Origin of the sequence: Mycolicibacterium thermoresistibile, from assembly GCF_900187065.1 — a bacterium.
GTDB lineage: Bacteria > Actinomycetota > Actinomycetes > Mycobacteriales > Mycobacteriaceae > Mycobacterium > Mycobacterium thermoresistibile.
This window is the reverse complement of the sequence record NZ_LT906483.1, coordinates 3,709,630-3,729,582: the sequence shown is the minus strand read 5'-3', so window position 1 is coordinate 3,729,582 and position 19,953 is coordinate 3,709,630. Positions and strand designations below refer to the sequence as shown.

At 63.9% G+C, this 19,953-nt stretch carries 16 protein-coding genes and 2 pseudogenes; 10 read left to right on the top strand and 8 right to left on the bottom strand.

The annotated features are described in order from the left end of the window. The first annotated feature begins 26 nt into the window (after window positions 1-26). Window positions 27-551, top strand: a complete 525-nt coding sequence (locus tag CKW28_RS17465) for a DoxX family protein (protein WP_003924787.1) — start codon at window positions 27-29, stop codon at window positions 549-551. A gap of 60 nt (window positions 552-611) precedes the next feature. Further along, window positions 612-2,366 (top strand): DUF3556 domain-containing protein, encoded by a 1,755-nt coding sequence (locus tag CKW28_RS17460; RefSeq protein ID WP_003924786.1) that lies wholly within the window; start codon window positions 612-614, stop codon window positions 2,364-2,366. Window positions 2,367-2,384: 18 nt separating this feature from the next. Here CKW28_RS17460 and CKW28_RS17455 read toward each other — a convergent pair whose 3' ends face one another. Then, window positions 2,385-3,035: an SDR family oxidoreductase gene (locus CKW28_RS17455; protein WP_003924785.1), complete on the bottom strand. Its 651-nt coding sequence runs from the start codon at window positions 3,033-3,035 to the stop codon at window positions 2,385-2,387. A gap of 28 nt (window positions 3,036-3,063) precedes the next feature. After that, window positions 3,064-3,825 (bottom strand): FadR/GntR family transcriptional regulator, encoded by a 762-nt coding sequence (locus CKW28_RS17450; protein ID WP_003924784.1) that lies wholly within the window; start codon window positions 3,823-3,825, stop codon window positions 3,064-3,066. A gap of 422 nt (window positions 3,826-4,247) precedes the next feature. Here CKW28_RS17450 and CKW28_RS17445 point away from each other — a divergent pair, with 422 nt between their 5' ends. Continuing rightward, a complete protein-coding gene (locus CKW28_RS17445) occupies window positions 4,248-4,832 on the top strand; it encodes an alpha/beta fold hydrolase (protein WP_234784952.1) in 585 nt (194 codons plus the stop codon). Between the two features lie 199 nt (window positions 4,833-5,031). Here the strand turns inward: CKW28_RS17445 and CKW28_RS17440 are convergent, their stop codons facing one another. After that, window positions 5,032-6,399, bottom strand: a complete 1,368-nt coding sequence (locus CKW28_RS17440; RefSeq protein WP_003924782.1) for an IS1380 family transposase — start codon at window positions 6,397-6,399, stop codon at window positions 5,032-5,034. 228 nt (window positions 6,400-6,627) lie between these two features. Here CKW28_RS17440 and CKW28_RS17435 point away from each other — a divergent pair, with 228 nt between their 5' ends. Further along, the gene (locus CKW28_RS17435; RefSeq protein ID WP_235653873.1) at window positions 6,628-6,981 is read left to right on the top strand and encodes an alpha/beta fold hydrolase; all 354 of its coding nucleotides are present in this window, start codon (window positions 6,628-6,630) and stop codon (window positions 6,979-6,981) included. Here the strand turns inward: CKW28_RS17435 and CKW28_RS17430 are convergent. Beyond that, a complete protein-coding gene (locus tag CKW28_RS17430; protein ID WP_095176473.1) occupies window positions 6,944-8,368 on the bottom strand; it encodes an IS1380 family transposase in 1,425 nt (474 codons plus the stop codon). The genes CKW28_RS17435 and CKW28_RS17430 overlap by 38 nt on opposite strands. Window positions 8,369-9,386: 1,018 nt before the next feature. On the opposite strand from CKW28_RS17430, the gene CKW28_RS17425 reads away from it, so the two are divergent. The 3 genes and pseudogenes from CKW28_RS17425 to CKW28_RS24400 all read left to right on the top strand — a co-directional run bounded on the left by CKW28_RS17425 (window position 9,387) and on the right by CKW28_RS24400 (window position 11,723). Continuing rightward, window positions 9,387-10,373, top strand: coding sequence for a Rieske 2Fe-2S domain-containing protein (locus CKW28_RS17425; protein WP_003925536.1), 987 nt, complete (start codon window positions 9,387-9,389; stop codon window positions 10,371-10,373). Beyond that, window positions 10,363-10,944 (top strand): annotated as a pseudogene (locus CKW28_RS17420) (TetR/AcrR family transcriptional regulator); the annotation flags it as partial. The gene CKW28_RS17425 and the pseudogene CKW28_RS17420, both read left to right, overlap by 11 nt. Beyond that, entirely contained in the window at window positions 10,860-11,723 is an 864-nt protein-coding gene (locus tag CKW28_RS24400) for a 3,4-dihydroxy-2-butanone-4-phosphate synthase (RefSeq protein WP_328588364.1), read from the top strand. The pseudogene CKW28_RS17420 and the gene CKW28_RS24400, both read left to right, overlap by 85 nt. A gap of 633 nt (window positions 11,724-12,356) precedes the next feature. Here the strand turns inward: CKW28_RS24400 and CKW28_RS17410 are convergent. From CKW28_RS17410 to CKW28_RS24205, 3 genes and pseudogenes are all read right to left on the bottom strand, one after another. Beyond that, window positions 12,357-13,430, bottom strand: a complete 1,074-nt coding sequence (locus tag CKW28_RS17410; RefSeq protein ID WP_040546941.1) for an acyl-CoA dehydrogenase family protein — start codon at window positions 13,428-13,430, stop codon at window positions 12,357-12,359. Next, entirely contained in the window at window positions 13,427-14,575 is a 1,149-nt protein-coding gene (locus CKW28_RS17405; protein WP_003925533.1) for an acyl-CoA dehydrogenase family protein, read from the bottom strand. The genes CKW28_RS17410 and CKW28_RS17405 overlap by 4 nt, the downstream gene beginning before the upstream one ends. Before the next feature lie 69 nt (window positions 14,576-14,644). After that, a pseudogene (locus CKW28_RS24205) lies at window positions 14,645-15,502 on the bottom strand (IS481 family transposase); the annotation flags it as partial. 2 nt (window positions 15,503-15,504) lie between these two features. On the opposite strand from CKW28_RS24205, the gene CKW28_RS17395 reads away from it, so the two are divergent. From CKW28_RS17395 to CKW28_RS17385, 3 genes are read left to right on the top strand one after another with little or no spacing between them, the layout of a single operon-like run. Next, entirely contained in the window at window positions 15,505-16,710 is a 1,206-nt protein-coding gene (locus CKW28_RS17395) for a Zn-ribbon domain-containing OB-fold protein (protein WP_003925526.1), read from the top strand. Next, window positions 16,707-17,867: a thiolase C-terminal domain-containing protein gene (locus CKW28_RS17390; protein ID WP_040546935.1), complete on the top strand. Its 1,161-nt coding sequence runs from the start codon at window positions 16,707-16,709 to the stop codon at window positions 17,865-17,867. Before CKW28_RS17395 ends, CKW28_RS17390 begins: the two co-directional genes overlap by 4 nt. Window positions 17,868-17,878: 11 nt before the next feature. Further along, the gene (locus tag CKW28_RS17385; protein WP_003925528.1) at window positions 17,879-18,688 is read left to right on the top strand and encodes an enoyl-CoA hydratase/isomerase family protein; all 810 of its coding nucleotides are present in this window, start codon (window positions 17,879-17,881) and stop codon (window positions 18,686-18,688) included. Window positions 18,689-19,138: 450 nt separating this feature from the next. Here the strand turns inward: CKW28_RS17385 and CKW28_RS17380 are convergent, their stop codons facing one another. After that, window positions 19,139-19,879: a FadR/GntR family transcriptional regulator gene (locus tag CKW28_RS17380; RefSeq protein ID WP_040546937.1), complete on the bottom strand. Its 741-nt coding sequence runs from the start codon at window positions 19,877-19,879 to the stop codon at window positions 19,139-19,141. Between the last annotated feature and the right edge of the window lie 74 nt (window positions 19,880-19,953).

The window sequence follows — 19,953 nt, the reverse complement described above, 5'->3', positions numbered from 1 at the left end:
TTAACAGATGACCTAGATTCTGTTGCATGGAGGCTTACGATTTCGGGCTGCTGATCCTGCGGGTCGTGCTCGGCCTGACCATGGCGGCGCACGGATACAACAAGTTCTTCGGCGGCGGCCGCATCCCGGGCACCGCCGGGTGGTTCGAGAGCATCGGCATGAAACCGGGCATGCTGCACGCCCGGATCGCCGCGACGGCCGAGATCGCCGCGGGCCTCGGCCTGGCGGTCGGGCTGCTGACCCCGGTCCCCGCCGCCGGTTTCGTCGCGTTGATGCTGGTCGCCGCGTGGACCGTGCACCGCAAGAACGGCTTCTTCATCGTCAAGGAGGGCTGGGAGTACAACCTGGTGCTCGCCGCCGCGGCAGTGTCCGTCGGCGCCACCGGCGCGGGCAAGTACAGCCTGGACCATCTGCTGTTCTCCGGCGCCGCGTTCTACGACTACCTGCACGGCTGGTGGGGTCTGGTGATCGCACTCGGGCTCGGTCTGATCGGCGGCATCGGCCAGCTGGCCATCTTCTACCGCCCGCCCGCTCCCGCCGAGCAGTCATAGAACCGCGCGTTTCAGGGCGAAATGAGACGAATCCGCGTCTGCTCGCGCTAGGAACTGAGCATGGGGTTCCTCAAACAGAACACTCCGGTCGTCGACTACGAGCAGTGGCGCACCGGCACCCGCGCCGAGAAGATCAAACCGATGGCCCGGCACTGGGCGGAGGTCGGGTTCGGCACCCCGGTCGCGCTGCACCTGTTCTACGTGCTCAAGATCGGCCTGTACATCCTCGGTGCCTGGCTGATCGCCGCCGCCACCCCGGGCATCGGTGGTCTCACCGACGTCGCCGACTGGTGGTCGGAGCCCATCGTCTTCCAGAAGGTGGTGCTCTACACCATGCTGTTCGAGGTCGTCGGCCTCGGCTGCGGGTTCGGGCCGCTGAACAACCGGTTCTTCCCGCCGATGGGCTCCATCCTGTACTGGTTGCGGCCCAACACCATCCGGCTGCCACCGTGGCCGAACCGGATCCCGTTCACCCGCGGCACCACCCGTACGCCGGTCGACGTCGCGCTCTACGGCGCACTGTTGGTGATGCTGGTGGTGGCGCTGGCCTCCGGCGGCACCGGGCCCGTCGAGGCCCTGGGTACCGACATCGGCCTGCTGCCGGCATGGCAGATCTGGGCGGTGCTCGGGCTGCTGGCGGCGGCCGGCCTGCGCGACAAGGTGATCTTCCTGGCCGCCCGCGGCGAGGTCTACGCGTCGCTGACCGTCACCTTCCTGTTCGCCGGTCCGGACATGATCGTTGCCGCCAAGATCGTCTTCCTGATCATCTGGCTCGGGGCGGGGGTCTCCAAGCTCAACAGACACTTCCCGTTCGTCATCTCCACGATGATGAGCAACAACCCGGTGTTCCGGCCACGGTGGATCAAACGCAGATTCTTCGAACGCTTCCCGGATGATCTGCGGCCCGGCCGGGCATCCCGGTGGCTGGCTCATCTCGCCACCGCGATCGAGTTGCTGGTCCCGCTGGTGTTGTTCTTCAGCCACGGCGGCTGGGCCACCGCGATCGCGGCCGGGGTGATGGTGCTGTTCCACTTCGGCATCCTGTCGGCGATCCCGATGGGGGTGCCGCTGGAGTGGAACGTCTTCATGATCTTCGGAGTGCTGTGGCTGTTCGTCACCCACGCCCAGTTCGGTCTGGCCGATGTGGGGAATCCGTGGCCGGTGGCCGCGCTGTCCCTCGTCCTGGCCGGCACCGTCGTCCTGGGAAACCTGTTCCCGCACAAGGTGTCCTTCCTGCCCGGCATGCGCTACTACGCCGGCAACTGGGACACCACGCTGTGGTGCGTCAAACCGTCGGCCGAGGAGAAGATCAACAACGGCATCGTCGCGATCGCCAGCATGCCCGCCGCCCAGATGGAGCGGTACTACGGCAGCAAGGAGACCGCGGAGATGTACCTGTACATGGGATACGCGTTCCGCGCGTTCAACACTCACGGCAAGGCGCTGTTCACCCTGGCGCACCGCGCGATGGCCGGCCACGATGAGGACGACTACACCATCATCGACGGGGAGCGCATCTGCTCCACCGCGATCGGGTGGAACTTCGGCGACGGGCACATGCACAACGAGCAGTTGATCGAGGCGATGCAGCAGCGCTGCGGGTTCGAGCCGGGGGAGGTGCGGGTGGTGCTGCTGGACGCCCAGCCGATCCATCGGCAGACCCAGCAGTACCGGCTGGTCGACGCGGCGACCGGGGAGTTCGAGCGGGGTTACGTGCGGGTGGCCGACATGGTGGTGCGCCAGCCCTGGGACGACACCGTCCCGGTGCACGTCACCTCGTCGACTTTGCCCACAGATCGCGATTCGGCCCGCTGAAGCGATCTGGAGGCAAAGTCAGCGGGCGCGCACCGCCTCGGCGATCGAGGTGTCGCCCTTGTTGAACTCGATGGTGCGCCGCACCGTGGAATCGTCGGCCAGACACGCCGCCGCGACCAATGCGACATCCTCGCGTGGCACCTCGCTGTCGGCGGCCTCCGGCCCCACGGTGATCTTGCCGGTGGCCGGCTCCTCAGTGAGGCGGCCCGGTCCCAGGATCGTCCAATCGAGCTCGCTGGCCCGCAGGTGCGCGTCGGCGGCCGCCTTCGATTCGGCGTACGGGAAAAACGAACTGTCCTCGGGCACACCGTGATCCGGCCCCGCTCCGAAATACGACACCATGATGAATCTGGATACCCCGGCCTTCCCTGCCGCGTCGATGACACGGATGGCGGCGTCCCGGTCCACCGCATAGGTGCGCGTCGGGTTGCCGCCACCCGCGCCGGCGGAGAACACCACCGCGTCGTGTCCGGACAACACCTCGGTGAGGGTGTCGGTGTCGAGCTGTTCGAGGTCGGCCCGCAACGGTTGCGCGCCGGTGACCATCACCTCCTCCGCGTGGTTCGGGTTGCGGAAGACCGACGTCACCTGGTCACCGCGTTCGCTGAGGATTCTGGACAAATGCATGGCCACCTGACCGTGGCCTCCGATGATCACGATGCGCGCCATATCTCCACCGTAGCCGCAGGTGGCGGACTCAGCCCATGATGTCGCGGACCCGGATGGTCTCCAACCCCTCCAGCATCAGCTGCCGGGCGGTGTCGAGGTGGGTGCGCCAGTGCGCTTCGGCCGCCGCGCCGTCTCCGGCGCGGACCAGCTTCAACAGCCGCCGGTAGGACCGGATCAACTTGTCGTAGTCGGTCTTGGACAACGACCGCTCACCCCGCAGCGCGACCTCGGTGTGGCGCACCGTGATCTCATGCAGCATGCCGGCGATGATCGACAGTGTGGTGTTGCCCGACAGCTGCACCACCCGCAGATGGAAATCGCCGGTGGTCTCGGCCAGTCGGCCGGACTCGTAGCCCGCCGGGATGTGCTCGGTGAGCATCTTCTCGAGTTCGTCGAACGCTTCGGTGTTGCCGGATTCGGCCAGCAGTCGCGCGGCCATCGGTTCGGTGCCGGAGCGGGCCACCATCACGTCGGCGACCGTCGCGCCGGACAGTTCCAGCAGCAGCGCGGCCGGGCGAGCCACGATCTCCGGGCCCGGCACCCGGACCCGCGCGCCGGTGCGCGACCCGCGCCGCACCTCGACCAGCCGCTCGGACTCCAACACCCGCACCGCTTCGCGCAGGGTGGGCCGGCTGACCCCGAAATGCGCCATCAGCTCGGCTTCGTTGGGCAGGAAGTCCCCGTCCTTGAGGGTGCCGTCAACCACCATCCGGCGCAGCGTGCCGGCGACGAGTTCGGCCGTCTTGGGGGAGCGGACGCTCGCGCCGGGTGTCGAACCCGGCCCGATCATCGGCGACAACGGCGGTGTGGTTCCAGCCACTCTTTCTCCAGTAGCGACTCGCTGACCAGGGGCGGTCAGCTATCCAACTCAGTAAACCATGTGCGGCGCGGTCTCGGTGGGGCGAGTAGGTTGACCTAGTAAACCAACTACGACTACTTTCTGGTATCAAACCCTTGTCGGGGTTCCATAAATCATCCATGAATCATGTTGGAACGAGGCGCCGAACGCCGACCTCGGACTCGGCGTTCGCCGGAGACAGTGCGATGGGTAAGCGTTATGTCGGTGAGGGTGGCGCCGAGTACTGGTTACCAAGCCCGGAATGGGCATGACCGTGGCGCGAGCCGCTGGCAGGGTCGTCGCGCATCGACGGAACGCCACTTTCGCTCAAGCAAGCGAAGTCGCTGCCCGCCAGCGACTGAGCGCGTGCCACGATGAGTGCCGAGTGTGAACGCATTGCGCGCATCCAAGCGCGTGATTTTCGCCTTGGGTTCACACTCGGCGACGACGTCACTGGCGATGGGATCGAGGACGCGGGGATGAGTAACGACGCCACCAATGCACAACGTGAGACGCTGAAGATTCCATCGGGCGACGTGACGATGGTCGCGGACGCCTACGGTGACCCGGCCGATCCGCCGGTGGTGCTACTGCACGGTGGCGGCCAGACCAGGCATTCGTGGGGATCCACCGCAGCCGACCTGGGCGCGAAGGACTGGTACGCCGTTACCGTCGACCTGCGCGGTCACGGGGAGAGCGGCTGGTCACCGGACGGGTACGGTCTCGACCGGTTTGCCGGTGATGTGACATGCGTCGCCGACTTCCTCGGCCGCCCACCGGTGTACGTCGGTGCCTCGCTGGGTGGCAACGCCTCCCTGGCAGCGATCGGGTTAAGACCCGACCGTGCGCTCGGCCTGGTTCTGGTGGACGTGTCACCATTCCTGCAGCCGGCCGGGACGAGCCGAATCCGCGACTTCATGGTGTCGCACGCGGAGACCGGGTTCGGCACGCTGGAGTAGGCCGCGGACGCCGTCGCGGCCTACGTCCCGCATCGGCCGCGCCCCACGCAAACTCGAGGGCCTAAACCTGAATCCACGGATGAGTCCTGATTGCTTGGTGGTTGTTGTTTGATCTTGACTAGCTGGGATCTGGGCGTGAAGGGGTCGCTGGTCTGCCCAGCTTTTCTTGTTTGTTCCGGTCGGGCCTTGCGGCGAGTGGTCAGGCAGGGACGGTCTGTGGTGGTGGGCGTTCTCTGAAGAGGTTGTGCCACAGTCGAAGCCAGGCGTCAGCCCAGGGCCAGTGGCTGGGCAGGTGCAGTACGGGTCGCCGTTGTGGGCGGGCCAGGCGGGCGGGAATGTTGACGATCTTGCGGCGCATGGCCCCGCGCGCGACAATGTGGGGCTCGCCGGCCAGTGTTGCCGCGCCGCGCAGCAGGTTGTGGGCGATCCCGGCGCACAGTATCCAGGCCGAGTTCGCGCCGAAGTGCCCTGAGGGCATGCGTGCCAGCGGGCCGTCGATCAGGTCGGCGAAGGTGGTCTCGACGACGGCGCGGTGGCGGTTGGTGATGTCGGCGTCGGCGGTGGGCTCATCAGAGTTGGTCAAGAACGGGTGACACCGCCATACCGGGAACAATGCGTCGCGGTGGCGGGCGTCTTTGACCCTGCGCACGATCAGTCGTGCGGTGATGGCGTCTTTGGTGGACGCGAAGGCGGTGTAGCCGATTTCGGCGACCTCGGCATCAGAGATCCACTTGCCGGAGTCGGGGTCTTGCACCGCTCCGGGGTAGCGCACCGGGATCCATGCGTCCTCGTCGATCGCCGCGATCGCTGTGCGCACCGCGGTGTTTTTGGTCCAGACCAGGGAGAATTGAGCGCCGGCACGGCGGCAGGCTTTGACTACCGCGCGCCTGCCATAAACCGAATCGCCGCGCACCAGGATCTGCCCGCTCGCCCCGGCCGCGCGGGCGGTGACGATCGCCTGGGCGATCATCCGACCCGCGCCCTTGCCCGAACCGGTCTTACCCGCCTGCAGTCGCATCCCGGCGATCACCGGCGCAGCGGTATCAGTGCTGATCGTGGTCGCCAGCGGGGACAGGCCCTTGCGCAGGACCTGTTTACCGGCGATCTTGGTGTGCCCGTAGGAGGCGCCCTGTTTGGCGTGTCCGTAGACCGGACCCAACAGCGAATCGATGTCGACGAACACGCGTTGGGCAGCGCCGGGAAGCAGATCGACGTGTCCACACAATGCCGACAAGTGGTGGCGCAGCACCGATTCGAGCTGGCGGTTATGACCGAAGGTGAACTCCCGCAATAGGGTTCCGATCGTCGAGGGCGCGTATACGTTGTCGAACAGGGTCTTCATCCCGCCGCTGCGTAGCACGTCGACGTCATCGATACAGTCCGCCCCCGCGCACATCGCAGCGATCACAGTGGCCAATTTGGGAGCGAGGTTGGCAGCCCCCGACTTGATCCTCGTCTCGGTGATGTGCACGTGCTGCGCCAACAGATCTGACAGGCCGGTCTGCTCAGCCTGACCCATCACCGGCACCAGACCGGCACATGACACGAGGTTGTCATCGTCGAACACCGCAGACTACGCGGCAAATCTATGCGAAACTTGCACCGGAAGTGCCTTTTCGGAGCCGGGTCCGATTAATGCGTGAGAACATCAATCATCCCAGCTCAGAGGGCACTTTCCTCATTCCGACACTCGATGAACAGCTAATTCATCCGTGGATTCAGGCTAAAGAAGAACCCACGGATCCGAGACGGTCGGTGGTACTGGCACTGGGACCCCGCGTTGCTGGCGTCTCTCATGGACCAAGCGGTGCAGCGCAATCAGCTCGTCGACCCCGCCCTCCTGGGCGCCTCGGCGAGCAGCCTGCGTCTGCCGACGCTGTTGGTGCGCGGAGGGGAATCCCATGTGCTTTTCGTCGACGACGCGGTGCGCTTCATGGAGTTAGTGCCGCACGCCGAGTTTGCCTCGGTCGCCGGCGCACACCACATGGTGGCCGGCGATGCCAACGCGGTCTTCGAGGACGTGCTCGACGACTTCCTAGCCTCGATTTTGCATCGTGGGCTTTCCCAGGGCCTGTGGTTCTTTCGTGATCGGTGGTCCGCGGGGCTGGCGGTTATCCGAAGGCGGTGCGCAGGTGTTGCCAGGCGGTGAGGATCGCTGCGGCCCATCGCCAGGTGGCGTCGATGCGTAGCCGTAGTTGGCGGGCGCCGCGGGTGATGCGGGCGGCGACGTGCAGGACGCGGTAGCGGAAAGTGTTGATCTCGGCGCGGGCCAGCCCGGGCTGGTTGCGGAAGCCGATGAGTCTGGTCCAGGTGACCAGGTCGGCGGCGGCCAGCACGATTTCCAGCCAGGCGGCGTTGGCCCAAAACGAGTGACACGGCAGGTTGCGCAGGCCGGTGGCTTTGAGTTCGCGGATGCGGTCTTCGACGCGGGCGTGCTGGCGATGACGTAGCTCCAGGCCGGCGACTTGCCCGGGCACCACGCCGTGGGGTGTGTCGGTGATGAACGCGGTGACGCGCATCCCGTCGGCGTCGGTGAACCGTAACTGTGCACCCGGATGGGGGCGCTCCTTGCGCAGGATCAGTCGGGTGCCGGGCGGCCAGCTCTCGAGGTTGACCAGGTCGGTGGCCTCGGCGACCCAGGCCCCGTCGCGGATTCCGCCGCAGGTGTCGATGGCCGGATACCAGCATGAACCGAGGTTGAGGGTGTCCACGGCGTCCTGGACGCGAACGTCGACGGGGTAGCCGAACGAGAACCCCACCCCGGCAGTGCGGCAGGCCTCGGCGAACTTATGGGTGGCCCCGGCGGTGTCGCAGCGCACCAACACCTTCGGCTTATCGGGGTCGCCGGGTTGATCGGGGTCGGGCTGCCACGCTGGGGGCAGCGCGGCCAGGGCCTGCTCCAGGACAATGATGTGATCGCTGGCGGTGTTGGCACCGGCGTTGCCGGTGCGCAACAGCCCGCCCAGAGCTTCCCCACCGGCGATCTCCGGGCGGTCCAAAAACGCCAGCAGCGGATGGTGGCCGAACGTCTTCTTCCAGGTCGGCGTGGCGCCGGCTTTGTTGTCGGAGTGATCGATGACCAGGGTCGCATCGAGGTCGATGTGCAACCAGTCCTGATCAGCGGGGGCCGCTCCGGCGTCCCAGGCCGCCGCTCGCGCGGCGGCCCGCGCGGCCCGCACCGCGGGCAGGTGGGCGGCGTCGATGCGCTCATCGACCAGCCGCCACATCGTCGTCGTCGACGCCGCGGCACCGAACACATGCTCACGATCGCCGCACAGCTGGCCGACCCCGTCGATGCAGTCCGCCCCGTCGGCGCAGTCCGCCCCGTCGGCGACCGCGGCGGCCAGATCAGCGAAGACATCACCGGGGGCGTAAACCCACGGGCCCCGGTAGGTGTCGGCCAAAGCTACGGTGACCTGCGTTGATAGGCCCGTGCGGTCGGCGAGTTCACGCACCATGCCCATCCCGGCGTGCGACACGACGCCGTGGCCGTCGGCTGAGACTTTCACCCGTGGTGCGACCGCGATATTCTTCACCTGCGAGGTGCCTTTCCGTGGGAACGATCCGAACCTTAGACAAGTCCGATTATTCCTTACAGGACAGGCACTTTCGCTTATCTACACGCCATCAAGGGCAACATTCCACGAAAAATCCGGGCTAGGACTGTTCGGTACGGCGAGTTGACTTCCCGTTGCGGCCGGTTCTTACGGCTGTCGACTTGACCGGCCCGTTTCTTTCTTACGGGCGGTGCTGCCTTCGATGATCGAACGCAGCTTCACTGCAAAATAGCGTGCCGCTATGCACTTTCCATTACCCGCCAGGCAATGTCTCGTCGCTCAACCGTTTGCCTGGTGTGATTGCGCGGGAGCGTTGATCCGCCCGTTGAGGATCCCGATGCTGGGGTAACGACCCGGTCGGCGTCATGGTCAATGCGAAAAGGAGCCATTTGCGCAAGCACTCGACTAACCACCGTTGTTGACTCGATCCGGGCCATGTGGGAGCCGAGGTGCCGGCAATTCCGATGCCGAATGTCTTGTGCTCGTTCGGGAGTGATCGAACAGACTCGTCCTGATTGGCCGAAGCCACAACTCCGGAGCGATCAGTCGGTCATTCGGCTGCAATTCCACGCCGCATACCGAGACCCGCTTGGCGACGGCGCGCGCCAGAGCCTGTAGGGGAGCGAAGTGCCGAAGGAACTCCTACAGGTCTGCGGGATCGGTATCACTGAATCAGACGGTCGTGCTCGGACTGGTCGGGACCAACACCACATCGAGGTGTGGGTGACGCTGGGAAAATCGACGGCGTACCGGTAGTCCGACATGCTGAAACACACGCGGGAGGAGGCCGTCCAGACGCAGTACCCGGTCCTGCCGCAACTGTAGACGTCGCCCGGGCGATGTCGCCGATCGTCAACCCGTGCATGTCGGATCGCCCGCCGCGCGCGTGTCCTGCTCATCGGTGAGGGCAGTGATAGGTTGTTCAGGAGTCTTGACGATTTTGTCAAAAATCAGATAGTGTGTCTCCGCCGGACAGCATCGAATAAGGGAGGGCTTGATGGCCGAGCTGCCGAGCATGTCGCCGACCGGCTGGTTCCAAATCGCTTGGAGCGCCGACATCACCGAACGTGCGGTCGTACCGCTGCATTATTTCGGTCGCGATCTTGTGGCTTTCCGGAAGGCGGACGGATCGGTCAGTGTCCTGGATGCGCATTGTCAGCATCTCGGTGCCAATCTCGCCCACGGCGGTTGCGTGGTCGAGGACGGAATCCAGTGCCCGTTTCATGGCTGGGTTTGGGATGGCGAGGGGCGCAACGTGCGAATCCCGTACGAGAAGCGCCCGAACCGGGGACGCCGAGTTCGGTCGTATCCCGTTACCGAGGCCAACGACTCGATCTACATCTGGCACGACGCGACGGGAACGGCGCCCCAGTGGCAGGTGCCTGATGGACGCGCAGTGCTCGGTAACCACGTCGCGTCGCGGAACTATTACGAGTTCACCGAGGAGTGCCGGACTCGGTTCGAACGTGTCAAGGTTCACCCACAGGTAATTGCCGAGAATGCCGTGGACCCACATCATTTCCGTTTCGTGCACCGCACCGCGATCAGCCCGCGGGTGCTGCACGAGACACGCGACGAGGTGACTTGGTCGGCCAAGGTCGGATTCGGAGAGCGGTGGGCGGACGGGGTCGACCGACGCGACGACACTATTAACACAATCGAGATCTATTGGTCGGGTGTCGGCTTCTCCTTCACTGGCGAGCACCTTAGGGAGGGAGTCCGCATTATCTCCGTCTGCGCAACGCCCGTTGATGACACGAGGTCGGATATCTTCGCTGGTTACTGGATCAGTGACGAGTCGAATGACGACTTTGCAGAACGGTTGGCTGTGGCCAAACTGGCGCTACCGGACGACATTCGGATCTGGGAGCATCAGCGCTATATGGAGCGGCCGGCCCTGGCGCCCTCGGAGGCAGCCGGCTACGACGCTCTACGTTCGTGGGCGAAGGGCTTCTACCCCGAACCAGCCGGGCATGGACTCTGACGCCGCCGCACCAGGCGTTCGCAAGTCGGACCGCACCCGTCTGACGATCCTCGACGCCGCCCGGGTCGCATTCGCTCGCAAGGGGTTCTCTGGGGTGACGATCCGCGATATCACCGACCTGGCCGGCGTGACGCGCGCCAACTTCTACTATTACTTCAAGGACAAAACCGAGTTGTTTGTCGAACTTGGAACCGCGACCTACCGCGAAGTCCTCGAAGTGATCGAAACGTTCAGCGACACCGCGTCGCCAGTGATCATTGATCAGTGGGTGTCCCGCTACTTCACCTACCTCGACCGCAATGGCGCCTTCGTGATCCGCTCGGAAGAAGACATGCCTCAAGACGGTGCGTTTCGCACCGCGGTAGCTCGTTCGCATCGCCGGGCGGCGCAAGCGCTCGGTCAGCAAATCGCCAAGGCCTCCTCCACTCCCCTCGCGGCTGATGAAGCGGCGACAGGGCTCGTTGTCATGGCCATGCTCGAGCGGTCATGGTTGATCCACCACAACGGTGTCTTCGATGCTCCCCGGGACGTGGTACTGGCCGCCGCCTCGGAGGTAATCCGGCGGTTGGTCGAAGACGATGGGCGACCGGGGACGTCGATTCAGGAAATCTTGCCCCGCGTCAGCGTCGAGCCTCAACGATGTCGGGACGGAACGCAGCTCGAACCGGGACGGGCGCCGGCGCAGCAAGCCCTCGCCTCCCACCGCCATGCTTCTGGTTCCACATGGCCCCATCGGCCGGAAGTGATCCGCGCGACTGGAAGAACACAGACATGAACGTGACGACCGTGTATTCGATTCCTGTCCCGCGCGACATGCCGTGGTGGCCGATCGCTGCGGCGGCAGCCGAGCTCGCGCGTGGTGAACTCATCCTCCTGCAACACGATCACCGAGTCGTGCTTGTCGGGTGCGCTGACACCACCACTTCCGCCCAGATGGCATTCATCGCGCGGCACACCGCCGGAGCGATCCGGGTCGTGCTCCAAGATCGCTGCTGCGACCCTCGTCCACTAACGGGCCAACGCGTCAACGTCGAAACGTCATCCGCCGTGACCGCCGGTGTTTCGGGCGCGGTCCGAATTGCCCCAGCACGAGTCCTCGCCGAGTCACACTCCGCGCCGAGTGATGTAACACCGAGTGGGCATGTGTTACCGGTTCGATGGAACTCCCAAACTCCTGATCACTGCGAGGCAATCGCAGCCATCGCACTCGCGCTTACCGACGCAGCGATACCTCACTCGAGTGGAGCGGTGTGTGCGGACCTTCAAGGCGTTGACGGTCCCGCTGGTATCGAGGAAGCGAAGGCGTTCGCGTTCCGGCACAGACTCACCCTGGTCGACGCTCGAGCCTGAACCTGGGTCCTCGCGGGTCCAAGTCGGTGCTGCCAGAAATTGCATCGCTGCATATAGGCACGCTTCCGGCGGGCAACGCCGTTTGGTCCCGGATCGGTTCGTCAGCGCCTATACCGGCCGGAATCGAAGTGGGACTGAGCATTCCCGCAACGCACCAACTCCGACCGATTACCGCTGGTCACCATCCCGCCTCGGTAATCGGCGAATCCACGACCGGCTGGGGCGGTTATCACAACGCACCAACTCCGACCGATTACCGCTGGTCACCATCCCGCCTCGGTAATCGGCGAATCCACGACCGGCTGGGGCGGTTATCACACCTCGGTAGGTCGTCGTGCCCTCCAGCGGCATAACGGTCAGCGTGCCAGCAATCTGAAGGTTGCCGCACGATGCCACTGCGCCCGGAGACGACCAAGGCGGTCGCCACTACCGCCGAAGCGCGGGCTTAAGTGCTATTCATCGGCCTTGCACCGCATAGCTTTGTCGAACAACCGCTCCCGTGGCTGGTCGGGGGGGGCGCCGGACCGTCTCGACGACACGCGCCGTCAATACGGGCAACAGCTTCGACTCCAGGGTGGGGACAGGGGTATGCGCTAATCTTTAGTGCCGCATCTTTCTAACGTCATTGGCCACTCAAATATTGCCGATCACCAGATCCCACGGATCGTGGGCCTGAAGAGCCATGCGGCCGAGCCGGCGTGCATATCCGTTCGTCGTGCCGAATTCGCCCGCCCAGCTTCGCGCACGCATCGTGGCTGACCACAGCGGATGTTCAGTAGTGACACCGATCGCGCCGTGCAGCTGATGCGCGATGGTCGTTACGGGGGTGACAGCGCGCCCGACAGCTGCCCTGGCCGCGGTGACAGCGAATTCTGTTCGGGCAGACTCAAATCCGTTGTCCGCAGCTGCTGCGACGGCGAGTGAGGCAGCGGCCCTGGCGCGTTCGATCTCGCCGGCCATCGCGGCTAACCCGTGTTGCACGGACTGAAACCTGCTGAGTGTTCGCCCGAACTGGATTCTTTCGGCGGTGTGGTTCACCGACATGGCGACGACGGCATCCAGGGTGCCAATCGTCTGCACGCAGCGACACCACGCACCACGCACCCACAGCTCGACTCCAAGGGTCGAGTCTACGGCGGCCAGTTTCTCGACCGGGATATCGAAGGTAAGCCGGCTTCGTGGTTCTCCGGCAAGGTTATGCCCGTCGGCCAGATCGGATGTGGCGTTGTCGACGGTGCCGACGAGCGTTCGGTCCGCCGTCCGGGCCACCAGTAGCACGGCAGCGCTGGAGCGCGCCCATGGGACGTCAGGTGCGATTCCACGCACGTAACCGGCAGTCTCCTCGGCGTCGGCGACTGCGACGGTCAACGGCCCCACGGGCAGATCAACATCTGCCCGTTGCCCGAGCCAGCCGGCCAAGGCATCGGTTTCGGCGAGCGGGATGGCACCGGAGTGCTGGGCTATGCCTGCCAGCACGACAGCCAGCTCGTTCGGTCCGGCCTCGACATCGCCGCTGCTAGTCAAACGTGTCAGTCCCGACTCCTGAAGGTGGTGCCACAGGTTCGTATCGAATTGCTCGGGCACTCGCCGTTGGCCGACGCGTGCGTCAAATGACCGGCGTCCGATTTCGTGGACCAGCTGCCGCAGGTCGGTGTACTCGTCTCCTGCGATGTCGGTGGCGAATACTCCGCCCGAAAGTGCACTCAACGCAACCCCATTCCTCGAGCGACAACGCCCCGAAGCACCTCGTTGGTGCCACCGCGCAGCGTAAATACCGGCTTGTGCAGCATTGCGGTGGCGCTCAAGGCAGCCAACTCGGGCGTCGCTTCCACCGCGTTCAGCACGTCGATGATTACGTCGGTCGACTCTTGTTCGAACTGGGTGCCCAGGTCCTTGACCAACGCGGCCTGATTCGCCGCCGCATGAGATTCATTGAGTGTGCGTGCGACCCAGATCGATAATTGCCGCAGCGAGATGAGCCGTGCCAGCAGGTCACCGAGGATTCCGGCAGTGGTGTCATCGGTGGTTGGCGTGTTACCTAGCACCCGGATCGCCGCGACGATCAGCGGCACGGTCGAGAGGATTCGCTCGGGTCCGCTGCGTTCGAAGGACAACTCCGCGGTGACCTGGTGCCACCCCTGACCTATCTGCCCGAGCACGTCGCTCTCAGGAACGAAGACGTCCTCGAACGAAACCTCGTTGAAGTGATGGTCGCCGTTCATCATCAGGATTGGCTCGATCCGCACACCGTCGGTACCGCAGGGGACCAGAAATTGACTGAAGCCGGAGTGCCGCATCTGTCGATCCGGCGGACTGGTTCGGGCGAGCACGACCACTTGATGCGCCTTGTGCGCACCGCTGGTCCAAACCTTGGTTCCGTTGAGCAGCCAACCGCCGTCGGCGCTGACTGCCTTGGTCTGCACGGCAGCCAGGTCGGAACCTGCCCCGTGCTCGCTCATCCCGATGGAGGAGAAGAAGGTTCCGGCGGCGATGCGGGGCAGCAGTCGTTTGCGCTGGTCTTCGCTTCCATAGCTCAGCAGGCTTGGAACGACTTGACGATCGGCAACCCAGTGCGCAGCCACTGGTGCACCCTGAGCCAGCAGTTCCTCGATAACGACATAGCGGTGTAGATGAGTCAACCCCGCTCCGCCGTATTTCTTGGGAATAGTCAGTCCGACAAAACCGGCTGCGCCGAGGCGGGCACTGAAGGCCTCGTCCCACTGACCCAGCCAGGAATCGACGTCAGGCTGCCAACCGAACTCGGCACGGTCGGCTTTCAGGAAGTCGCGGACCGACGCCCGCAACGCGGCGAGTTCGGGTTCGTTGGCGCAAAGCGCGTCGAATTGACTCACAGCTTCCTTAGATCCTCGGCAGTGGGGTGGACGCGAGATAGAAGTTGGGCACTGGTTGTTCTTCACGGGTAGGTTGTGAACGCGTAGGCGGTCGATAGGTGTCATTCCGCCGATGCCGGTGTGGGGTCGGTGGTGATTGTAGTGATGCAGCCAGTGCTGGTAGGTTCCGGCGCGTTCGGCCTCAGAGCGGTAGGTCTGCGCATAGGCCCATTCAGTGGTCAGGGTGCGGTTGAATCGCTCGACTTTGCCGTTGGTCTGCGGCCGGTAGGGCCGGGTCCTCTTGTGGGCGATGTCGGGGCCGAGCGCTTCAGCGAAATTCTTTGACCGGTAACAGGGTCCATTGTCGGTCAACACCCGCTTGACGGTAATGCCATGGTCGGCGAAGAACGCGCTGGCGCGTTTCCAGAACCCCGCGGCGGTTTCTTTGCGTTCGTCGGCGAGGTCCTCGGAATACGCCAGCCGGGAGTGGTCATCAACGGCGTGGTGCAAGAACGTGTATCCCATGCCGCAGCGGTTGCGCCGGCCGGCTTGGCGACCCAGCTTGCGATGGCCGCCCCCGTCGGGGATGCGGCCCAGTTTCTTGACGTCGACATGGACCAAGTCGCCGGGAGCCGGGTGCTCATAGCGGCGGGGTTTGGGCCGGCGTACCGGCAACCCGGTGTTCTGGTCCAGGTGCCGCAGCAATGGCATGCGGTAGCGGCGTAACACCGCTTCTACCGTTGACCGCGCCAACCGCAAATGGGCGGCGATACGATGTGGGCCCCACCGCCGGGTGAAGCGCAGGTTGACGATGCGCCGCTCACGTCGTTTCGGCAACCGCAACGGACTGCGATGCGGCCGGCTGGGCCGGTCTACCATCGCTGCTTCGCCACCGTCGCGATAACGGTCGGCCCATTTCTTGGCTGTGGCCACCGAACATTGGAACCGCTATTGTGTCGGTCGGCACTTACCTGCCGCCGTGGCGCAGCGGCAGACAGAGAGTCAGGGGGCCAGACGAGGATGCGCTCACCATGGCAGTCGCTGCGGGCAGGGCGGCCGACCCGAACGCGCAAGCGCGCGGAGTGGTGTTTATCTCTCGGAACTTCCCGCTTATCGAAGGTGGCAACGCTGCAGTCCTACTTGCTGCGCTCGGATTGCCCAACGAGACGCCCGTCGCCGAGGTACTCGGCGGCGCTCCTGCGGTGCTGGACCAGATCGTGGGTGCGGCCTCGGGCACCCTGGTCATCGCTGCTGACGACAACGACCGAGTGGCGGGTGCAGCGGCCGTGCTGACCGGCGAGCGTGGCGCTGAAATCACCGCCACTGGTCGGCAGAGCCGTAGCCTTCCGCTGGTCGCACGGGGTGACGATGGTTCTAGTCACACATATTCGGACCCCCGCCTGCAACGTGAGGTAGGTGTGCGCGCCAGCCTGGCCAAGCTCAACCTCAGCGGCGCGGTCGCGGGTGTGGCCGGTGTGCCCGCGGCCCAGATCGGCAAGGGGGTCGACGCTGAGGATGCGGTAGAAGAGGCGGTGCCGTCGGCGACCGGTGTGATACGCGCGTTGGCGACCGCGATCGAGAAACAGCTGTCCGGGATGATGATCGGGATCGAGCAGGCGGCCGTGAGTGTCGCGCAGCTGCGGTCACCGAACGAGGTCGTCACCGTTACTCGCGACGAGGTCGCGCCCCGCGCGATGCCCGACTTCGAGATCGCGGACGGCACTGGCATCCCGATTTCGATGCCTGCTTACAGCCGCGCGTTCGAACCAAAGATCCGTTGGGAAGCCGCGGTTTTCGAAGAACAGACCGAAATGGACACGACACCGCAGTTCCCGCCGCGGCTGCGGGTGGACGCCTCCGGAAGACTAGTCCGCGACTACCGGCTCGAGCCGCTGCCGCGCACCGGAACCGTGTATACGCACACCACAGTACGAATCCCGGTGCCCGACTTGCCGAGTCCGTACTCATTAGCTGTGGTTCAACTCGATAACAGCCCTGTCCGGGCACTGCTCAAGGTGACCGCGGTGCCGGCGGGCGAGACCAAAATCGGCCAGGCAGGAGAAGTGGTGTTGCGGCGGATTGCGATTAGGGCCGGTATCCCCGACGACGGATATGCATTCTGGCCGGGCCGTTCAGAAAAAGGAATTCAGGCATGAGAAACGTCGCGATAGTAGGGGCGGGAATGACACCCTTCGGTGAGCATTTCGATTTGGGCATCAAGGATCTCGTACCCATGGCCTTTGCCGAAGCCGTGGGAAATGTAGACAAGGGCATCGAGAAGGCCGAGATCGAGGCAGCGTGGTTCGGCGAGTTGTCGACTACCGACGGCTTCCCGTCGGGAATACTTGCGGACACACTCGACCTCACCGACATTCCGGTGACACGCATTGAAAATGCCTGTGCGACAGGAAATGATGCGATTCGCAACGGTGTACTGGCGATCGCCTCTGGGCTGTATGACGTCGTGCTCGTTGTAGGAGCGGACAAAGTACGTGAGACGTCGTCCACCACCACTTTTTGGGACTGGGCCGCGATGACACGCGACAACGCCTGGGACTATCCGCTCGGTCTGGTGGCGCCGGCGAACTTCGCTTTGCACATCACGCGTTATCTGCACGAGTCGCCGGCGACCAAAGAACACATGGCCATGATTGCGGTCAAGAATCACTTCCATGCTCTGAAGAACCCTAAAGCGCAATTGCGCTACGAGATCACGGTGGAGCAGGCGTTGGCCGCCCCGATTATTGTCGAGCCGTTCGGCCTCTATGACTGCACACCGCAGAGCGATGGGGCAGCGGCTGTGATCTTAGCCGCCGAAGAGGTCGTTGACCGCTACACCGACTCTCCGGTCTGGGTGCGCGGTGTCGGCATCGGGATGGACCGGGTGATGCACCAGCATAAGAAGGACATGACCACCTTCCCGCCGACGGTACGGGCGGCGAAGTCGGCTATGAAGATGGCCGGCCTTACGCCGGGCGATATCGATGTGGCCGAGGTGCACGACTGTTTCACCGGCGTCGAGTTGATCAGTTACGAGGATCTCGGATTCGCCGACCGTTTCGAGGCATACAAGTTGGTAGAGGCCGCCGATAACTATGTCGGAGGGTCCATCCCGATCAACGCGAGCGGAGGCCTCAAGGCGAAGGGTCATCCGCCGGGCGCGACGGGTGTGGCCCAATGCTATGAACTGTTCATCCAACTTCGCGGTCAAGCCGAGAACCAAGTGGACGGCGCTCGAGTCGCTCTGGCGCATAACATCGGCGGTCCCACCGCCGTCTCAGCCGTGACCATTCTCTCCAGCGACAAGAAGTGACAGGAGCAACCATGACCAACTCGAAGATCGCCACGCTACCCAGATACGAAGAATTCGCCCCGTGGCTGCTGGTGGAGAAGCGGGGCGGCGTGCATGTTGTGAGCATCAACCGACCGCAAGCGTTCAACGCGGTGAACGAAGAAGTGCACCATGCGTTCGCCACAATATGGCGTGCTCTCGCTGCGGATAACGATGTACGCGCGGTGGTCACTACCGGCGTCGGTAAGGCATTCTCGGCAGGTGGAGACATGGCGATGTTCGACCGCCTGATCGAAGATCCAGTGGCACGACAACATCAGATCACCGAAGCCAGAACTGTTTTTCTTGAATTGATCAATTTCGCCAAGCCATTGGTGTCGGCGGTCAACGGCCCGGCCGTGGGACTCGGGTGTTCGATCGCGCTGCTGAGTGACTTCCTCGTCATGGGGCAGAGCAGTTTTCTGTCGGACCCACACGTTGCGGTGGGTCTTGTCGCCGGCGACGGGGGCGCCGCGATGCTGCCGTTGCTGATCGGTCTAATGAAGGCGAAAGAGTATGTCTTGCTAGGGGACCGGATTACAGCCGAAGCGGCAGTGAAACTTAACCTGGTGACAAAAGTGACCAGCGATGAGTCGGTCCTCGACGAGGCATTGGCTATCGGTGAGAGGTTGGTCGCGTTGCCATCACAGGCGTTGCGCGCCACCAAAGTCGCGATGAACATGCACCTGTCGCGGGCCGCCCTCGGCGTGCTCGAATATGCGTTGGCTGAAGAGTACACATCGTTCTCCACGCCGGAGTTCAAGGAGCGGGTCGCGGCGTTCCGGGCCAGGTCGCAGAAGTAAGCGGTTACGGGTAGGCGGTGACTCGCGGCATAAACTGCAGGACTGCCGTCGTCGCCGATCGCATGTGACTCGGCGACGACGGCGCTCGATTCGCAGCGGCACCGACTGGTAACGGGTACTCGTCGGCGTCCGTTCCGGCGTCGACTACGTCAACCGTCTTATGGGGAATCGGATTCCGGTGCTGACGTAGGAGACGCGCACCCGGTCGGCTGCTGGCATGGGGACCGTGCCTCAGCGGAATGCCATGCCTCAGCTCCACTGTCTCGGCTGGTTCGCTGAGGTTGACGATATCCGTCGTGATTTAGTACGAGCGAACGGTGCCTACGCCAATGGGGTAGCATCGATATTTCACATCAGTGGACGCCTATCCGCCCCAAGTAGTTCGATATCAAACCGGCGAGGCAGACAGCACGGCGTCGATCTCGCGGGCGGCATCATGGCGAACGGCGCTTATTCGAGAAGATCGACCACGGTGGACATTTCAGCGCCCGAAAGCACGAATTCCTCTGCCTTCTGCAGGTGACGCTGCCAGAGTTCGCCAGCTTTCTCGGCGTCGCCGGCTTTAATCAGTTCCAACACCATTCGATGGGTCTTCGCGGACCGCCGAACTGCTTGCTCGGCGCGGGTACCCTCGGTGGGCTGCAACGACCGATTCGCCGTCTTGACGATGTGATGGAGCATGTCAGCGACGATCTGCAGCGTCTTGTTTCCTGAAAGCCGCGCAACCGCAGCATGAAAGTCGGTCAATTGGTCGACCGTTTCGCTTCCCGGCTTCAAGTTCGACTCGTTGGCGACAATCGCCTCCAACTCGGCAATTACTGCGGGATCGCGCTTCTTCGCCAGCTCTACCACCATCGGCATTTCGATCGTCATTCGCGCTTCGTAGACGTCCTTGAGCGTCACTTCTTCATACTCAAGAATTAGTCCAGCGTAGCGGGCTAGAGTCTCACGTCGTGGACGAGTGACCCTAGCGCCGCCACGAACACCACGTTGGATGACGATGAGCGATTCCGACTCGAGCACTCGGAATGCCTCCCGCAGGGTCGGGCGAGATACTCCGAAGCGCTCCATCAGTTCCGACTCCGGGGGGAGCATTGTCCCTTCGGGTATCTCACCGCGGATGAACATCCGGCGAAGCACAGTGGCCACCCGATCTGCCATCTTCGGCTCCCGAAGGTTGGTGACCTCCATATAGTCCTCCACCGGTAGTCGGAACCAACTAACTGAATATAGGTTTATCTTATAATGCTGTTCCCTTAAGGGTT